Annotated in this window: 13 protein-coding genes, 9 tRNA genes and 1 rRNA gene; 4 read left to right on the top strand and 19 right to left on the bottom strand. The window is 35.6% G+C overall.

Translation table 11 applies throughout. From position 1 onward, the window contains the following. Nucleotides 1-36 precede the first annotated feature (36 nt). Entirely contained in the window at nt 37-759 is a 723-nt protein-coding gene (locus EKH84_RS17840) for a phosphatase (RefSeq protein WP_127067345.1), read from the bottom strand. Nucleotides 760-899: 140 nt separating this feature from the next. On the opposite strand from EKH84_RS17840, the gene EKH84_RS17845 reads away from it, so the two are divergent. Further along, nucleotides 900-1,760, top strand: coding sequence for a YitT family protein (locus tag EKH84_RS17845; protein WP_013657967.1), 861 nt, complete (start codon nt 900-902; stop codon nt 1,758-1,760). Between the two features lie 116 nt (nt 1,761-1,876). Here the strand turns inward: EKH84_RS17845 and trpS are convergent, their stop codons facing one another. Then, nucleotides 1,877-2,884, bottom strand: a complete 1,008-nt coding sequence (gene trpS, locus EKH84_RS17850; RefSeq protein ID WP_013657968.1) for a tryptophan--tRNA ligase — start codon at nt 2,882-2,884, stop codon at nt 1,877-1,879. A gap of 196 nt (nt 2,885-3,080) precedes the next feature. Between trpS and EKH84_RS17855 the strand changes: the two genes are divergently transcribed. After that, nucleotides 3,081-3,560: an S-ribosylhomocysteine lyase gene (locus EKH84_RS17855; RefSeq protein ID WP_127067346.1), complete on the top strand. Its 480-nt coding sequence runs from the start codon at nt 3,081-3,083 to the stop codon at nt 3,558-3,560. A gap of 126 nt (nt 3,561-3,686) precedes the next feature. On the opposite strand, the gene EKH84_RS17860 is transcribed toward EKH84_RS17855, so the two are convergent. Together EKH84_RS17860 and EKH84_RS17865 are read right to left on the bottom strand one after the other, a co-directional pair. Further along, on the bottom strand, nt 3,687-5,066 hold the full coding sequence (locus EKH84_RS17860; protein WP_127067347.1) for an MATE family efflux transporter: 1,380 nt from the start codon (nt 5,064-5,066) through the stop codon (nt 3,687-3,689). A 73-nt stretch (nt 5,067-5,139) separates the two neighbouring features. After that, complete coding sequence (locus EKH84_RS17865) at nt 5,140-6,897, bottom strand: hypothetical protein (protein ID WP_127067348.1); 1,758 nt, start codon at nt 6,895-6,897, stop codon at nt 5,140-5,142. A 279-nt stretch (nt 6,898-7,176) separates the two neighbouring features. On the opposite strand from EKH84_RS17865, the gene EKH84_RS17870 reads away from it, so the two are divergent. Then, nucleotides 7,177-8,277, top strand: a complete 1,101-nt coding sequence (locus EKH84_RS17870) for a PRK06851 family protein (protein WP_190283383.1) — start codon at nt 7,177-7,179, stop codon at nt 8,275-8,277. A 153-nt stretch (nt 8,278-8,430) separates the two neighbouring features. Here the strand turns inward: EKH84_RS17870 and EKH84_RS17875 are convergent, their stop codons facing one another. The 10 genes from EKH84_RS17875 to EKH84_RS17920 form a co-directional block, all read right to left on the bottom strand. Continuing rightward, on the bottom strand, nt 8,431-8,592 hold the full coding sequence (locus EKH84_RS17875; protein WP_013657975.1) for a YfgJ family double zinc ribbon protein: 162 nt from the start codon (nt 8,590-8,592) through the stop codon (nt 8,431-8,433). 81 nt (nt 8,593-8,673) lie between these two features. Further along, the gene (locus EKH84_RS17880) at nt 8,674-10,644 is read right to left on the bottom strand and encodes a fructose-1,6-bisphosphatase (protein WP_127067349.1); all 1,971 of its coding nucleotides are present in this window, start codon (nt 10,642-10,644) and stop codon (nt 8,674-8,676) included. A 27-nt stretch (nt 10,645-10,671) separates the two neighbouring features. Then, nucleotides 10,672-11,151: a 2-C-methyl-D-erythritol 2,4-cyclodiphosphate synthase gene (gene ispF, locus EKH84_RS17885; RefSeq protein WP_127067350.1), complete on the bottom strand. Its 480-nt coding sequence runs from the start codon at nt 11,149-11,151 to the stop codon at nt 10,672-10,674. After that, a complete protein-coding gene (locus tag EKH84_RS17890) occupies nt 11,145-11,990 on the bottom strand; it encodes an HAD family hydrolase (protein WP_190283384.1) in 846 nt (281 codons plus the stop codon). The genes ispF and EKH84_RS17890 overlap by 7 nt, the downstream gene beginning before the upstream one ends. A 74-nt stretch (nt 11,991-12,064) precedes the next feature. After that, nucleotides 12,065-12,250, bottom strand: coding sequence for a YjfB family protein (locus tag EKH84_RS17895; RefSeq protein WP_013657979.1), 186 nt, complete (start codon nt 12,248-12,250; stop codon nt 12,065-12,067). A gap of 340 nt (nt 12,251-12,590) precedes the next feature. Then, a tRNA-Met gene (locus EKH84_RS17900) sits at nt 12,591-12,664 on the bottom strand. A gap of 7 nt (nt 12,665-12,671) precedes the next feature. Next, nucleotides 12,672-12,744, bottom strand: a tRNA-Val gene (locus tag EKH84_RS17905). A gap of 4 nt (nt 12,745-12,748) precedes the next feature. Further along, nucleotides 12,749-12,822, bottom strand: a tRNA-Asp gene (locus tag EKH84_RS17910). Nucleotides 12,823-12,832: 10 nt separating this feature from the next. Continuing rightward, a tRNA-Trp gene (locus EKH84_RS17915) sits at nt 12,833-12,905 on the bottom strand. Nucleotides 12,906-12,925: 20 nt separating this feature from the next. Next, nucleotides 12,926-12,997 (bottom strand) — tRNA-Asn (locus EKH84_RS17920). 149 nt (nt 12,998-13,146) lie between these two features. Here EKH84_RS17920 and EKH84_RS17925 point away from each other — a divergent pair. Further along, the gene (locus EKH84_RS17925) at nt 13,147-13,596 is read left to right on the top strand and encodes a hypothetical protein (protein WP_127067352.1); all 450 of its coding nucleotides are present in this window, start codon (nt 13,147-13,149) and stop codon (nt 13,594-13,596) included. 87 nt (nt 13,597-13,683) lie between these two features. Here the strand turns inward: EKH84_RS17925 and EKH84_RS17930 are convergent. The 5 genes from EKH84_RS17930 to EKH84_RS17950 all read right to left on the bottom strand — a co-directional run bounded on the left by EKH84_RS17930 (nt 13,684) and on the right by EKH84_RS17950 (nt 16,972). Next, nucleotides 13,684-13,757, bottom strand: a tRNA-Met gene (locus tag EKH84_RS17930). 7 nt (nt 13,758-13,764) lie between these two features. Further along, nucleotides 13,765-13,837: transfer RNA gene (locus tag EKH84_RS17935), tRNA-Val, on the bottom strand. Between the two features lie 9 nt (nt 13,838-13,846). Then, a tRNA-Trp gene (locus EKH84_RS17940) sits at nt 13,847-13,919 on the bottom strand. A gap of 18 nt (nt 13,920-13,937) precedes the next feature. After that, nucleotides 13,938-14,009: transfer RNA gene (locus tag EKH84_RS17945), tRNA-Asn, on the bottom strand. Between the two features lie 61 nt (nt 14,010-14,070). Beyond that, a 23S ribosomal RNA gene (locus EKH84_RS17950) occupies nt 14,071-16,972 on the bottom strand. Nucleotides 16,973-17,182 lie beyond the last annotated feature (210 nt).

Raw genomic sequence — 17,182 nt, forward strand, 5'->3', positions numbered from 1 at the left:
TATTGTTTACTTTATCATTGTACAGTAATAAATTGATTATTTCAATCTCTTTTGGGAAATAAAGTCTACAAGTGCTTCTGGATTTGTATTTAATACTAACGTCTCTGGAAAGTCTAGTTCTTCAAGTAGCATAATAGATTCTTCGAACCTACCTACCACACTCATATGATGTGCATCCGAACCTAAAACAACAGGCATTTCATAGGCTTTACAGTAGGTAAGCAACTCTATTAAACTTTCTCTTACCCCAGGTCTAAAGCTAGTTGGTTTTAAAGAAGCATTGTTTACCTCTAAAAGTGTTCCTGTTGCTTTTGCCATTTTTACAATACGTTCAAAATCTAGGGGATATCTACTATCTCCTGGATGTCCAATGATTGAAATATATGGATTTTGCATCACTTTCTCAAGACCTCTTGTCACAGTCTCCACATCTGCAAAATCAATGCATGGTGGATGAAAGCTAGCAATAGCCATATCTAGTTCACCAAGGAGCTCCTCATCTACATCTAAATGTCCCTCATAATCTATGATATTAGCTTCTGCTCCTCTTAAAATTTTCACACCATCAATCTCATCTGGTAAACTTCTTAAGTTAGCAAAGTGAAAAGCATGCGCTCCACCGGGCATACCTTCAGTATGATCTGTAGTGGCTATAAGCTTTAACCCTTTTTCACTTGCTGCTTTTATATTTTCTGTAATCGTACTATAAGCATGTCCGCTTGCTATAGTATGCGTATGAATATCAGCTAAAATTTTCATTTTTTATATCCCTTCGTTTAAAGTATACTTTATTATAACATAATTTCTCATATAAAAATTGTATTTCGACATATTGCTTATTAGTTGCTTGTGCTTTATAGTAATAGGAGATTAATTATTAACTGCTTCAGGAGAGTTTCATGAAAAATAATTTTATTAATTACAACCGTATTTTTAGCATTATGATTGGCACCTTACTTCTCGCAATCGCCACTAATGGTGTTCTTATTCCTAATCAACTTTTAAGTGGTGGCGTCAATGGTATTTCCATGCTTCTTTATTTTTTATTTAATGCAAGAGTTAGTATTACTGTTATCTTACTTAACATCCCTATTTTTATACTTGGTCTTATTTTCCTTCGTAAAACTTATTTAACCTACAGCTTATTTGGCATGCTTATGCTATCTTTTTGGTTAGAGGTTACACATCCTCTTATTATTACTCAGGGAAATACCCTTTCTACACTTGTTGTTGCTGGCTTTTTACACGGTCTGGGTACAGGTATTATTTTCAGAGCTGATGGCTCTACTGGTGGAACAGATATTATTGCTAAAATTATCAATAAATACTTTTCTATTAATATGGCAACTGTTACCTTATATTTAAATGCTCTCATTGTTGTTTTATCTATTTACTTCTTTGGCTTAGATATAGCAGTATTAACCATTAGTACTATGTTTTTAAGTAGTCAAGTGGCTAACTTTGTAGTAGATGGTATTAACAGAAAACGTACCTTATACATTATTACAGAAAGTGAACACGCAGATGAACTTTCAAAATGCTTGCTTAAGGAATTACATCGTGGTGTTACAATGATTCCTGCTATCGGTGCCTATACTTCAGAGTCTAAGTACATTCTATTTACAACTGTTAGTATACGTGAAGTTGCTAAAGCCAAACAACTAGTGCTGCGTATAGATTCAAAAGCCTTTATGACTGTAACAGAAACCTCACAAGTAATAGGAAATGGTAAGGGCTTTTTGCCTCTTACCTCACAATAAATGATTTTTCCAGTTTTGCATACTAAAAAGCACTTATCTTTAGTTTTTACTTTAAAGATAAGTGCCTCTTTCTTTTCATATCATCCTTATGTTTATTTTACTTTCCTATTTGCTTCTTATCTAATAATAGGTGGAAAGCCTACTTTCTTTTGTACTTTTCGCAAAGTCTTAGTAGCTAAATAACTTGCTGTTTCTGCATTCTTTTTAATCACACCATCAATATACGCTTTATCGCTAGATAATTCTTTAAATCGATTTTGTAGTGGCTTTAATTCTTCTGCTACGGCTTCTCCTACTTTAACTTTAAAATCACCATAACCTTTACCTGCAAATTCATTTGTTACTTGCTCCATGGTTTGACCAGTAATAGCCCCATAGATTGTCATTAAGTTACTTACCCCTGGTTTGTTTTCTTCATCAAAACGTACTTCTGTTTCTGAATCTGTTACAGCACGTTTAAACTTACGGATAATGGTATCTGTATCATCGATAATACTAATAGAAGCATTGACATCTGTATCTGATTTTGACATTTTCTTAGTAGGGTCTTGAAGACTCATAATTTTAGCTCCTACTTTTGGAATATAAGCCTCTGGTACTTTAAAGGTATCACCATATAGATTATTAAAACGAATAGCAATATCTCTTGTTAACTCTAAATGCTGTCTTTGGTCAATTCCTACAGGTACTAAATCAGCTTGATATAATAAAATATCTGCTGCCATAAGTGCTGGGTACGTAAATAAACCTGCATTAATGTTATCACTATGTTTTTGAGATTTATCTTTAAACTGTGTCATACGACTTAATTCACCCATATAAGTAAAACAATTCAAAATCCAAGCTAGCTCTGCATGGGCAGATACGTGAGATTGCATATAAATAATATTTTTCTCAGGATCAAGGCCTGCTGCTATATAAAGCATCATTAATTCTCTTGCATTTTTTCTAAGTACTGCTGGATCTTGTCTTACAGTAATAGCATGCATATCTACAATGCAATATAAGCAATTATATTCATCTTGTAAATTCGTCCAATTCTTAAGGGCACCCAAGTAATTTCCTAACGTAATGATACCGGATGGCTGCATGCCACTAAAAATAACTTTTTTTTGTTCACTCATTTCGTGCACCTCTTTATCTTTTTATCTTATTTTATGTTATCAGACAACTTCTGCTAAATCAAGGGAAAACTATAAACTATCATCTATACGAATAATCATTCTTAGAGTATAATGGAGGTAAATTCAACTATATCTACTAACTTGGTAGTAGTTCATGTGTTTTATAAAAATATTAATTTAAAGAAAGGATTACACTATGAAAAAGATTGCTAGTTTTACTGTTAATCATATTGACTTATTGCCTGGGATTTATACTTCACGTGTAGATGCTATTGGCGATTATACTATTACAACTTATGACCTACGTATGAAACGTCCTAATTTAGAACCTGTTTTAAATACTGCTGAAATTCATGCCATTGAACACATTGGTGCTACTTTTTTACGTAATCATCCTACTTTTGCTGATGAGACTATTTACTTTGGGCCAATGGGGTGCCGTACGGGCTTCTATCTTATCTTAAAAGGTAATAGAAATCCTAAAGAAATTGCACCACTTATTACTGAGCTATTTGAATTCATTTCTCATTTTGAGGGAGAAATTCCTGGTGCTACAGCAAGAGACTGTGGTAACTACTTAGATTTAAATCTTCCAATGGCAAGATATGAAGCTAAACAGTATCTAGAAAATGTACTTCTTAAGCTCACAAATGCTAATTTAAATTATCCTCAATAGTCAATTTTACTATTCAAAAAAGAAGCTACAATACGCTTAAGTATTGTAGCTTCTTTTTTATATTTATCTATAAATTGCTTATTTAACTTTTCTTAAATGCTCTTATATCTTTTAAGCTTATCTATTTTATTCACTTGTTTGGCTTTTTAATAATACCTCATGGCTATTTTCTTTATAGCTTCTAAATTCTTTAATTAACACAAAACCAACTATCACTGTACAAATCACATCACTAATTGGCTGTGCACACCACGCACCTGTTAATCCTCCTATAGAAGAGGCAATATAAATAACAGGAATAAGTACCAATACTTGTCTTAAAAGGCTAAGTACTGTAGCCACCTTCGCTTTTCCAATAGCTTGAAAATAATTTGATCCCATAATAGAAACTGCTAAAATAGGTAAAGTTAGAACATAGATTCTAATTCCAGGTACTGCAACAGGGGCAATCTCTCCTGTGCCATCAAATATTCTAACAAAGAAGCCCGGCATTATTTCAATAATAATACAGCCTATAGTTAAAATAATAGTTGCTGCTATCATGGAAAGAATGCTTGTTTCCTTCGCACGCCTATAGTTTTTAGCGCCATAATTATAGCCAATAATAGGCTGTGCTCCTTGATTAATCCCAAAAATAGGCATAAGCACTAGCATCGTCACAGCACTTATAACACCCATAGCTGCTACAGCTACTTGTCCTCCTGTACGATTTAATACATTATTCATGACTACTTGTACTAAACTGATCGCCATTTGCATAGTTGCTGGTGCCATACCTATAGCAACTATATTTTTAATGACACTTAAGTCACATTTAAAATAGTGCTTTCTTAATTTTAAGCCTGACTTTCCTTTTGTAAAATGCCATAAGCCAATAATAGCAGTAACAGCTTGTGAGATAATTGTTGCTAATGCTGCTCCCTCTATACCCATTTGAATAACAAATACAAATACATAGTCTAAAATAATATTAAGTACGCATCCAATTACCATGCATACAGAAGACATCTTAGGGCTACCATCAGCACGCATAATACTGGTAAAACAAAACCCTAATACATTAAATAGAGTCCCCACTAAAAAGATATTTATATATTGAGCTCCGTAAGGTATGGTTTCTTCATTTCCACCAAATAATTTCAATAAATGAGGTGCAAAAATAAGTCCTAGTACCATTAAAATAAGTGCCATAAACGTAGCTATAACAAACCCATTTCCTAATGCTTTTTCTGCTTCTTCTCGTTGATGTTCACCTAACTTAATAGAAATATAAGCAGTTGTTCCTATTCCAATGAGCATGGAAAATCCTAAAATAATAGTCACGATTGGCATAGTAATAACAACACCAGCCATAGCAGCATTTCCTACATCGGGAATATTTCCTATAAATCCTCTATCCACTACATTATAAAGTGCATTTACAAGCATTCCAATAATAGCAGGAATAGAATATTTTAATAATAATCTTCCTATAGAAGTATTTTCTAATTCTTGTTGTCTATTCACCCTGTTTCCCCCTTGTCAATACTTATTACAACCTTATTAGTATATGATTATTTTTAAATTTTAGCAAGCTGCGCTAATTTGCAGGAAGATCCAGTTCTTTTATTAGATACTCTATTATCTCAGGCTCAGTTCCCTCATAAACTATTTGTAACCTTCCCTTTTCAAAAAAGTATACTTTTTTCTTAGTACGACTCGTATTGCTCCCTAGTATCAATTCTTGCAATGATTGCTTACTTTTCTCTTGCTCCTCTATACTACTATATTCATAGACTGTTATATAATCCTCACCTAAATATAATCTTACCCCTTCTGCTTCTATTCCTCCTTGCGTAATATGTGTATATCCCTTTAATGATAATGTTTCATTTAAATCATACACCAACTGTGTTAAGCTATAATCTTCATCATCAAGCGTTACTGGTGTTAATAGGTGTGTTTCTGGATTATAAAATAGGTCTTGTGCTTTTTGGGGCTCATTTGAAATTAATTGTAGTTTTAAAAAGGCTTTACTAAACCAATCTGCTTTGACCTCTAAATTGCTATTTAAATCTATAGGTGCCAGGAGTGATTTTCGTTTTAACTGTTCTTTTGCCCAACTCATTAATTCTGGAATAGCTTCATCATTTTTCATTTCAATTTCTATATTACCCAAACTATAACATTCCTCATTTTCGATTGGTGCTACATAAGCATACTCCTGTTCTGATGTTACGCCATAACACCATACCATTTCTCCGTCAGGTGATATAGAAAACTCCTTGATAGCTGTTGGTATCTCCCATTCTCCCCACTCTTTTATTTTCCCCTCTCGAATTATATATACCTTTCTTCCACCACCAAAAGTATTTTCTCTAAACCTTGTTATCCAAGTCGGCTCCTGTATAGATTGATTTCCCAGTATTTCCATTACATAAGTACATGCAAGTTTAACTTGTTCATTGCTTGTCCTATTTTTGCAGATAGCTAACTCTATTAGCATTTCTTCTAATTCAGGTATACTATAAAATTCTAGTAAACGATATGCACTATAATAATTGATATAGTCATTATTATATTTTAACCCTTCTACAAACAAACGATATCCATAATCCTTGATTAAATCTTCTCCCAAGTCCTCATCTATATAGGGCATTTTATCTGCATTTGCCAATTGACCTACTGGAAAATTTAACTTAAAAAACTGATCAACTTTTTCTCCTAGCTCTGTACTGTATGTATACTTTTGACCCATATATTGTGTAACAGCTTCTTGTTTCAAAAAGCACTCACTATATTTCCTAAACTCTTCTAACGTTCGACTTGCTCTAATATCTTCTTGAAAGTAGCTATCTAAATCTCCCCTATAAATAAATCGCTCCACAAAATCATTTCCTATATAAGTCTTCATTGTAACTGCATTTAAGTCATTGCACAGACTCATTAATAGGGTACTATTTAAAAGCATCATCTGCTCAACTTTGCTTCTATTTATCCCACTAGTATTCGATACCTTTTTATACTGTATTTGTATTCCATACTTTCCTGCCTCATTAGGCATAATAATCTGCTCTATCTCATTTCCTTCTGGTAAAATACTTATTAGTTCCTTCAACTCTTCTTCATCATTAATAGAGGTACCCTTATATTCAAATAATGCTTCAATATCAATTATTAACTCTTGCTCTTCTTCTGGTAAAACTTCTATCATTTCTTGCTCCAAGTGTTCATCTTTTGATTCATACTTTGCTTCTAAACGTGGAGTAATGATTATTACAATAAAAATCCCCAGTAAACAAAAAATAACAATGCATAAGCTGATCATACTTTCTTTTATACGCCCTAATTTTCGCATTATAGACCTCCCCCTATTCTTTATTACATTATGGACCTAATCCCTTCATAAGTTTATAAGCACAGGTACCTTCTCAATCTATATTTATTTTATATATTTTCTCATTTCATTGTTTCTGTTATATCTTACATCTAGAACTAGCTTATCTCTCATCTATTCAATTATAAATCAACCTAATAGTAATATGCTATACTATTTCATATTCTTTCCTCTTTCACAATGTCTCTTGCTTTATCATATGATAAGTATGACTCATTGTTTTTTAAGGAAGTGTTTTTAATGACTATATTTTCAAAGCATTATTTCGTATGTGCTAACTCTGCCAAAGGTTTTCAAAATTTTTTCCCTTCTAATTTAAAGAGTTTGAATAAAATATATATATTAAAGGGTGGTCCTGGTACTGGTAAATCCTCTCTTATGAAAAAAATAGGTACTGCATTAGAAGAAAAAGAATACTCTGTTGAATATATTCATTGCTCCTCCGATCCAGATTCATTGGATGGTCTTATCTGTAGAACGCTTAGTATAGGCATAGTAGATGGTACTTCTCCTCATGTAGTAGAACCTACTGCACCTGGTGCTATAGAAGAATATATTAATCTAGGCATAGCTTGGAATATTGAAGAATTAAGTAAGCACAAAAAAGAAATTCTTTATCTACAAGAAGAAATTGCTGCTTGTTATCCAAAAGCTTATGAGAAATTTGCAGAAGCTCTTGCTATTCATGATGAATGGGAAAAAATTTATATCGATCATATGAACTTCAAAAAAGCCAATGTTTTAACTCAGGAAGTTATTAGTGAAATATTAGGCACCACACAACTTTCTAAACGAAGTACAATTATGCATCGCTTCTTTGGTGGCTCCACTCCTAAAGGTGCCTTTGACTTTGTCCCAGATTTAATCGAACCTATGAAAAAGCGTTATTTTATTAAAGGGCGCCCTGGCTCTGGCAAATCAACATTACTCAAAAAACTATTAGCTACGGCTCAACTTAGAGGTTTAGATGTAGAAGTTTATCATTGTGGCTTTGATCCTGATAGCTTAGATATGCTTATCATACCAGAGCTTGAAGTTTGTATATTTGACAGTACCTCACCTCATGAGTATTTTCCCAAAAGAGAAGATGATCATACTATTGATATGTATAAACAACTCATTTCTCCTGACACCGACCTTACTTATGAAAAAGAATTAGCTCATATTTCTAAACGCTATAAACTTTGTGTAAAAGAGGGCCTCTCACATCTTACTTATGCTAAAATGCTACATGATGATCTGGAAAAGTATTATATTGATGCCACTGATTTTACAATACTAGATGATATTTATACTCACTTAATGAAACACATCACTTCTCGTATCCTACCTCTTAAATAACTTTCATAAATCATTAAATTTAAAACATCACGACACGCTAAATGATGAGATACCTAATAAATAAAAAGGGGCCTATATATCCCCTTTTTATTTATGTTTATTTGATTTACTCTTATTTAATTCATTATTCTTTTAATTCATTACTCTCTCAATTTATTGTTCTTTTGGTGATTCTTCTTGTATGTCTTCTTCCTTTAAAATACTTTTACTCGAAACTAATTTCTTACAATAATTACAAAAATAATTAGCAGCTCCACATGCAGCAATTAGTTCTAATTCCTTTTTACAAGTGGGACAATATGCCTTTTCCTTCATTTAATCACCTCCCTATCACATCCTTGTTCTTTTTAATAAATATTACTTTATCAACAATGTCAATCTCCTTAACTAGTATTACTAACTTTCTTTTGTTTTTAATAAACCTAATTGATAATACTCTACAAGTGTTAGGAGTGCTTTAATTTGTCCATCAATATCTTTTCCGATATCTGTATCCTTCACTCGTTTACGGGTTGGTATGTATTCTATCACATTCATAGAAGTTACCATATCCTTCTCAGAAGTAATTGCTTCTTCCACGCCTTCAAATGGTTCATGAGATGCAAGTTGTAGCCCAAATGAATTATAAATTAAAGTATAGCCAGCTATACCTGTAATTTTTTGATAAGCCTTTGTGAATCCCCCATCTATAACAATAATTTTTCCTCCTGCTTTGATAGGTTTTTCCCCCTTCTTCACCTGTACAGGTACATGCCCATTAATAATGTGCCCTTCTTCACTATTAATACCAAACTCCATTAATAATCTCATTGCCATTTCCTCATCATCTAGGTACTCATAATAACTATTTTTAGGTTCCTTCCAAGTTTCCTCATTTTGTATGAAGTATCTCTCAAAGGTAGTCATTTTTTGCTTTCCAAATACCGGAGAATTACTACCGCACCAAAGATACCACATCATATCCATACCTTTTTGTTTTGCTTCTTTATCTAATACATTAAAATATCCTTCTCTAACAATTGCTTCTAAACGCTCTAGATATGCTTTACCAGAATAATATTTATCATCTAATTGTATCTGCTTAAATGTTCCTTCTTCTGTTAATAAAATGCATCCATGATAAAGTAAATTATTATTATATACCTTGTACATACTCCCATTAGTAAACATAAATTGAATATGCTCTTGTAACTTACTACTTTGTAAGAAAGAACTTCTTAATCTATCTATTACTTCTATTTCTTCTTTGGATAAGTCATATGGTGCTTTCGGATTAATCCCCTTAAAAACATCAGCATTTAATTGATACGTCACCCCATCAATTGCAATGGTATAATCTTGATAATTAATTTTATCTAATAAATCTCTATTCATCATTTCCTTATCAAAGCATTTCTCAATAAGTTGATGTTCTAGTTTAAACTGAATAAAAGTAATAGCCATATGCATTAATGCGACTAATCTTACATCGTCTTGTTTTGTATCCCATTCATTATCTATAACCGGCATAAATAAACTATAATCTTGGTCCTTATATTGGTCTAAAGCAAATGTGGCTAATGGCAATAAATTGATGCCATACCCATCTTCTAAAGTTTCTAAATTAGAATATTTACAGGCATTTCTAATAATATTAGCAATACAGGCTCCGCTACCTGAAGCAGCTCCCATCCATAGTATATCATGATTTCCCCACTGAATATCTACAGAGTGATATTGCTGTAAAATATCCATCACCTTATCAGCACGAGGACCTCTATCAAAAATATCCCCTAAAACATGTAAATGTCCTATAGCAAGTCTTTGAATAAGATGGCAAAAAGCACACATAAAAGCTTCTGCCTTGTTTAAACTAATAATACGATCTACGATTTCATAGTAGTACTGTTCCTTATTAGGTGTATCTACCTGTTCATTAAGTAGTTCTTCCATAATATATGCAAATTCTTTTGGTAATGCTTTTCTTACTTTTGATCGTGTATATTTAGAAGAAATTACTTTACAGAGTCTGATAACTCTTAATAAATTAATCCTATACCACTCATTCATTTCTTCTTCGATTGCTGCAATTTGCTTCATCTTTTTCTCAGGATAGTAGATTAAAATAGCAAAAGCTCTTCTCTCTTTATCTGACATTTCATTTATAAAAAGTTCATCTATTCTAGTCTTTAATACACCTGAGGCATTACGAAGTACATGAGAAAATGCCTCATATTCCCCATGAATATCAGATACGAAATGTTCAGTAGCCTTAGGTAAATTTAATATTGCCTGTAAGTTTATCATTTCTGTAATGGCATGATCCATCGTTGGATATTGTTTTGCCAAAAACTTAAGTAGTCTCAAATTAATCTCTTCTGCTTCCATGTCATCCCCTACATTCTATTTTCTATTTTAATCCATTAGATCAACTAAAGTAATTGCTTGGCTTGAAATACCTTTTTCTTCACCTGTAAAACCTAATTTCTCCTCTGTTGTTGCTTTAATATTGATTTGGCTTACTTGAATTTGTAAAACCTCAGCAATATTTTCTCTCATTTTCATAATATGTGGAGCCATCTTAGGTTGCTGTACGATAATAGTTGCATCAATATTATGAATTAATGCATTTTTTTCTTTTAAAAGCTGTCCAACATGTTTTAATAGTTGCATACTACTAATTCCTTTATACTTAGGATCTGTGTCTGGAAAATGCTTTCCTATATCACCCTCACCTATAGCACCAATAAGAGCATCCATAATGGCATGAATAAGAACATCTGCATCTGAATGACCTAGCAATCCTTTATAATGTGGAATTTCTACTCCTCCTATAATAAGTTTTCTTTCTTCTACTAACTGATGAACATCATATCCCATACCAACTCTTAACATAATCCATTCTCCTTTTCTTTTATTTTTTCATAATGAAGTTGAATAAATCTAGCTACACTATCATCATTATTATTTCCTATAACTGCTGTTGCATTTTCTTTTACTTCTTGCATCGCATTTCCCACAGCATAAGCTTCATCTGCTACTTTAAACATGCATAAATCATTTAGATTGTCTCCAAAACAAATGACATTCTCATATCCTCTTCTCTTCAACTTATTAATTGCATTTCCTTTGGTAGCCCTATCACTATAGATTTCTAAAATATAACCTTCCTTGCTGTAAACATCTTTATACATAACTAAAGCAATCCCATCGATTTTTTTCACTCTTTCATAAATCATTTTAATTCTATCTTCTGTGTCTAAAAATACAAAATATGCAACTTTAGTATAATCTTTTAATATTTGTTGTGTAAAACATTTATATGGTGATTTAGCTCTTTCCTGATAAAAAGCTATTTTATACTCATTTTCTAACTGCTGATAATGTACTATTAATTCATTATTATCTATTGTATAAATAAAACTCGTTTCTATCAAATAATCCAACTGCATTAATACTTGCTTTACAACCTGCTGTGAAATGAACTCTACCTCTAAATATCGATGATTCTTTAAATCATACAAAACTGCTCCATTCATTAAAATAATAGGTTCCTGAATATCTAGTTCTTTTAAAATTACTTCTACTGTAGCAGGTGTCCTAGCTGTGGCAATAGAAAAATTACAACCTTTCTTTTTTAGTTGTTTAAGTATATTTTTAGTAACATTAGATATTTCTTTGTTCTGACTTAATAATGTTCCATCTAAATCTGATATATATATTGTCTTTTTCATACTATTGTACTCCATTTTACTTATTATATATTTGCGTAATTTTTAACAAAAAAAGAATCCCTTGGGATTCTTCTTTATAAAGTCACATCAATATTACTACCAATATGAGGGTTAATGGATAACTCCATTTGTTTCATCATATTTGTTATTTGACTACCATTTTGTTCTACAAGCTCTTTTCCCATTTTCATAACTGCTACACTTACCTCTACACTTGTATTTTGCATAGCCATAGCCGTACTTAATTGTGCAATATCCATTTGTTCACCCCGCTTATGTTATATAATATATTTTATACTTAATTATGTCTATTGTCCATAGATGCGATTATATTATAGCATTCAAATTTCCATTTAATTACATTTTTACTTGTATATAGTCATGTTTTAGTGTATTATTAGATTAATATATCTGAATAATCTGTTAAAATTCTGTGTCAAATATTAATTTAACTTATCCTTTATTTCACAAATGCTACTATTAGATTAACAATAATATTTCCCAAATATATTAAAACACTCTCATTTGATTATATCTAACAACTTATTATCCATATTTTTTAAAATAAAAAAGCACTTAGATTATATCTAAGTGCTCTAATAGCGGAAGAGGGATTTGAACCCCCGACACCACGGGTATGAACCGTGTGCTCTAGCCAACTGAGCTATTCCGCCATATAAATGGTCGCTATAGGGCTCGAACCTATGACCCCCTGCTTGTAAGGCAGGTGCTCTCCCAGCTGAGCTAAGCGACCAAAACGACCCAGAAGGGACTCGAACCCTCGACCTCCGCCGTGACAGGGCGGCGTGCTAACCAACTGTACCACTGGGCCTAACTTTAAACAGGGGCAGCAGGACTTGAACCCACGACATTCGGTTTTGGAGACCGACGTTCTACCAACTGAACTATGCCCCTATATTATTTCCAAAGGAAAACTCCCCGAGTAGGGTTCGAACCTACGACCCTCCGGTTAACAGCCGGATGCTCTGCCGCTGAGCTATCGAGGAATACTTCGTTAGTATACCAAACCCACTGACTCATGTCAACACTTTTTGCTAAGTTTTTACTATTTTTTGTAACTATTTTTGTACTTAAATCTATTTTTATCAACTCATATCTACATACAATTTAACATATAATTATAGGAGGTCCTCTTATGTCTAACCTCATTGTTATGACAAGAACCAGTAAGTCTCAAACATTACTCATGCATAAAGAATATATTTGTCCTCTTCCACTAAACATTATAGAAGAAATAACTTTAATTGAGAAAAGTGAATGGCATCAATTTTGTTTTGCTCCTTACTATGGTTTAGGTAAATTTATTGCCTCTCATCTAGATATCTACCACAACCTAAAACCCTATATATCTTTTGAAACCAAGGCCTTTGATTTTACTTATCAATATGTATCTGACTGCTCTACACCTCTTTACTCTGTATACACCTTTGATGATACTAATCTTTCTGATTCTGAATATCATACCCTTTGTTACCAACAATATTATTTAGAACAATGGACTATGTTTAACTTGAGAACGGAAGAAGTATTCGTATTCTTTGAATATGAACATTTCCCTTCAGAGTATTACTGTAACGGAAGTTAAATCATTTTATTATCTAGATATATACTAAAACTAGATAGTACTAATAAAAAATCACCTATGTATTTTACATAGGTGATTTTTTATTAGTAGCGGAAGAGGGATTTGAACCCCCGACACCACGGGTATGAACCGTGTGCTCTAGCCAACTGAGCTATTCCGCCATATAAATGGTCGCTATAGGGCTCGAACCTATGACCCCCTGCTTGTAAGGCAGGTGCTCTCCCAGCTGAGCTAAGCGACCATATTAAAACAGGGGCAGCAGGACTTGAACCCACGACATTCGGTTTTGGAGACCGACGTTCTACCAACTGAACTATGCCCCTATACTTTCCTAAAGGAAACTCCCCGAGTAGGGTTCGAACCTACGACCCTCCGGTTAACAGCCGGATGCTCTGCCGCTGAGCTATCGAGGAATATAAAAGTATATTATACTTTCAAAACTAAATACAATCTTTTTATTCAACCTTTATTATCTAGGTCAAACCCTCGAACCGTTAGTATTGGTCACCTCAATGTATTACTACACTTACAGCTCCAACCTATCTACCTCATAGTCTCTAAGGGGTCTTACTCCTTTCGGATGGGAAATCTTATCTTGTGGTCTGCTTCACGCTTAGATGCCTTCAGCGTTTATCAGATCCAGACTTGGCTACTCTGCTATGCCATTGGTATGACAACAGATGCACCAGTGGTCCGTCCATCCCGGTCCTCTCGTACTAAGGACAGCTCCACTCAAATTTCCTGCGCCCACGACGGATAGGGACCGAACTGTCTCACGACGTTCTGAACCCAGCTCGCGTACCGCTTTAATGGGCGAACAGCCCAACCCTTGGAACCTGCTTCAGCTCCAGGATGCGATGAGCCGACATCGAGGTGCCAAACCTCCCCGTCGATGTGAACTCTTGGGGGAGATAAGCCTGTTATCCCCGGGGTAGCTTTTATCCGTTGAGCGATGGCAATCCCACTTTCATACCACCGGATCACTAAGTCCTACTTTCGTACCTGCTCCACCCGTCGGTGTCGCAGTCAAGCAACCTTATGCCTTTGCACTCTTCGAATGGTTTCCGACCATTCTGAGGTTACCTTTGAGCGCCTCCGTTACTCTTTAGGAGGCGACCGCCCCAGTCAAACTGTCCACCTGACATTGTCCCAGACCCGGGTAACGGGCCATGGTTAGAAGTTAAGTATTACAAGAGAGGTATCCCACCGGCGACTCCACCTAGACTGGCGTCCAGATTTCTCAGTCTCCCTCCTATCCTGTACATGTAATACCCAACCTCAGTATCAAGCTACAGTAAAGCTCCACGGGGTCTTTCCGTCCTGTCGCGGGTAACCAGCATCTTCACTGGTACTACAATTTCACCGGGTGCGCTGTCGAGACAGTGCCCAAATCATTACGCCTTTCGTGCGGGTCAGAACTTACCTGACAAGGAATTTCGCTACCTTAGGACCGTTATAGTTACGGCCGCCGTTTACTGGGGCTTAAGTTCAAAGCTTCGTCCTTAGACTAACCTCTCCCTTAACCTTCCAGCACCGGGCAGGCGTCAGCCCTTATACATCACCTTTCGGTTTAGCAAAGACCTGTGTTTTTGTTAAACAGTTGCTTGGGCCTATTCTCTGCGGCCTACCTAAGTAGGCACCCCTTCTCCCTAAGTTACGGGGTCATTTTGCCGAGTTCCTTAACAACGCTTCTCCCGTCGGCCTTAGGATTCTCTCCTCATCCACCTGTGTCGGTTTACGGTACGGGTACCTATCACGCAATAGCAGCTTTTCTCGGCAGTGTGGATTCAGCAACTTCTCTACTTTTATTTCGATCCCCATCACACTTCATCCTCGCCTAACGGATTTGCCTGTTAGGTGCGACTTTGTGCTTGGCCCAGGATACCATTCCTGGGTTTGCCTATCCTCCTGCGTCCCTGCAGTTCTGATAATAGGTAGTACTGGAATATGAACCAGTTGTCCATCGACTACGACTTTCGTCCTCGCCTTAGGTCCCGACTTACCCAGAGCAGATCAGCTTTACTCTGGAAACCTTGGATATTCGGCCTACAAGATTCTCACTTGTATCTCGCTACTCATTCCGGCATTCTCACTTGTAATTACTCCACAGCTCCTTACGGTACTGCTTCTGCGTCGTTACAACGCTCCTCTACCAATCCACTATTGTGAATTCCATAGCTTCGGTGGTGTGTTTTAGCCCCGGACATTTTCGGCGCAAGATCTCTCGACTAGTGAGCTATTACGCACTCTTTGAATGAGTGGCTGCTTCTAAGCCAACATCCTAGTTGTCTTCGAAATCTCACATCCTTTTCCACTTAACACACACTTGGGGACCTTAGCTGATGGTCTGGACTGTTTTCCTTTTGACCACGTGTCTTATCACTCGTAGTCTGACTGCTGACGGTATCTTGATGGCATTCTTAGTTTGATATGCTTCGGTAAGCTTGTGGGCCCCCTAGGCAATTCAGTGCTTTACCTCCATTAGACTCCTATCAACGCTAGCCCTAAAGCTATTTCGAGGAGAACCAGCTATCTCCGGGTTCGATTGGAATTTCTCCGCTACCCACACGTCATCTCCACCTTTTTCAACAGATGTGAGTTCGGACCTCCATTACCTTTTACGGTAACTTCATCCTGCACATGGGTAGGTCACCCGGTTTCGGGTCTACTAACAATGACTATTTTGGCGCCCTATTCAGACTTGGTTTCCCTTCGGCTTCGTACCTCCTGGTACTTAACCTTGCCACAGCTAGTAACTCGCCGGACCGTTCTACAAAAAGTACGCGGTTGCGCATCATATGGCGCTTCCACTGCTTGTAAACATAGAGTTTCAGGTTCTCTTTCACTCCCCTCCCGGGGTTCTTTTCACCTTTCCTTCACAGTACTATGCGCTATCGGTCACCGAGGAGTATTTAGGCTTGGGGGGTGGTCCCCCCGGCTTCCCACAAGGTTTCTCGTGTCTCGTGGTACTCTGGATACTGCTAGGCTTCACTTGGATTTCGCTTACGGGATTATCACCCTCTTTGATGAGACTTTCCAGACTCTTCAGCTATCCGCATTCTTGCCATGACGCAGTCCTCAACCCCAGATTACAAGTAATCTGGTTTGGCCTGTTTCCCTTTCGCTCGCCGCTACTTAGGAAATCGATGTTTCTTTCTCCTCCTGAAGGTACTTAGATGTTTCAGTTCCCTTCGTTCCCTTCCTATAGTTATGGATTGGCTATAGGATGACAGAGGTTTGCTCTGCCAGGTTTCCCCATTCGGATATCTACGGATCAAAGTTTATTTGCAACTCCCCGTAGCTTTTCGCAGCTTATCACGTCCTTCATCGGCTCTCGGTGCCAAGGCATCCACTCTACGCTCTTAGTAGCTTGACCTATAATGATTAACTTTCGTTAATCGGTCGTTTGTGCCTTGTTAATCAACTTTCGTTGAATACAAAGAATATTTATTATCGGTTAAATTGTAGATTTTACACCCTGACAAACATTTTTGCACTAATGTGCGTGTACATTTATCGTTAGGCGCAAGTTATATTGCTATAACTTACAAATCTATAATTGATTGTATTTAGTTTTCAAAGTACA

The sequence above is a fragment of the Cellulosilyticum sp. WCF-2 genome (assembly GCF_003990395.1).
Taxonomy (GTDB): Bacteria; Bacillota; Clostridia; order Lachnospirales; family Cellulosilyticaceae; genus Cellulosilyticum; species Cellulosilyticum lentocellum.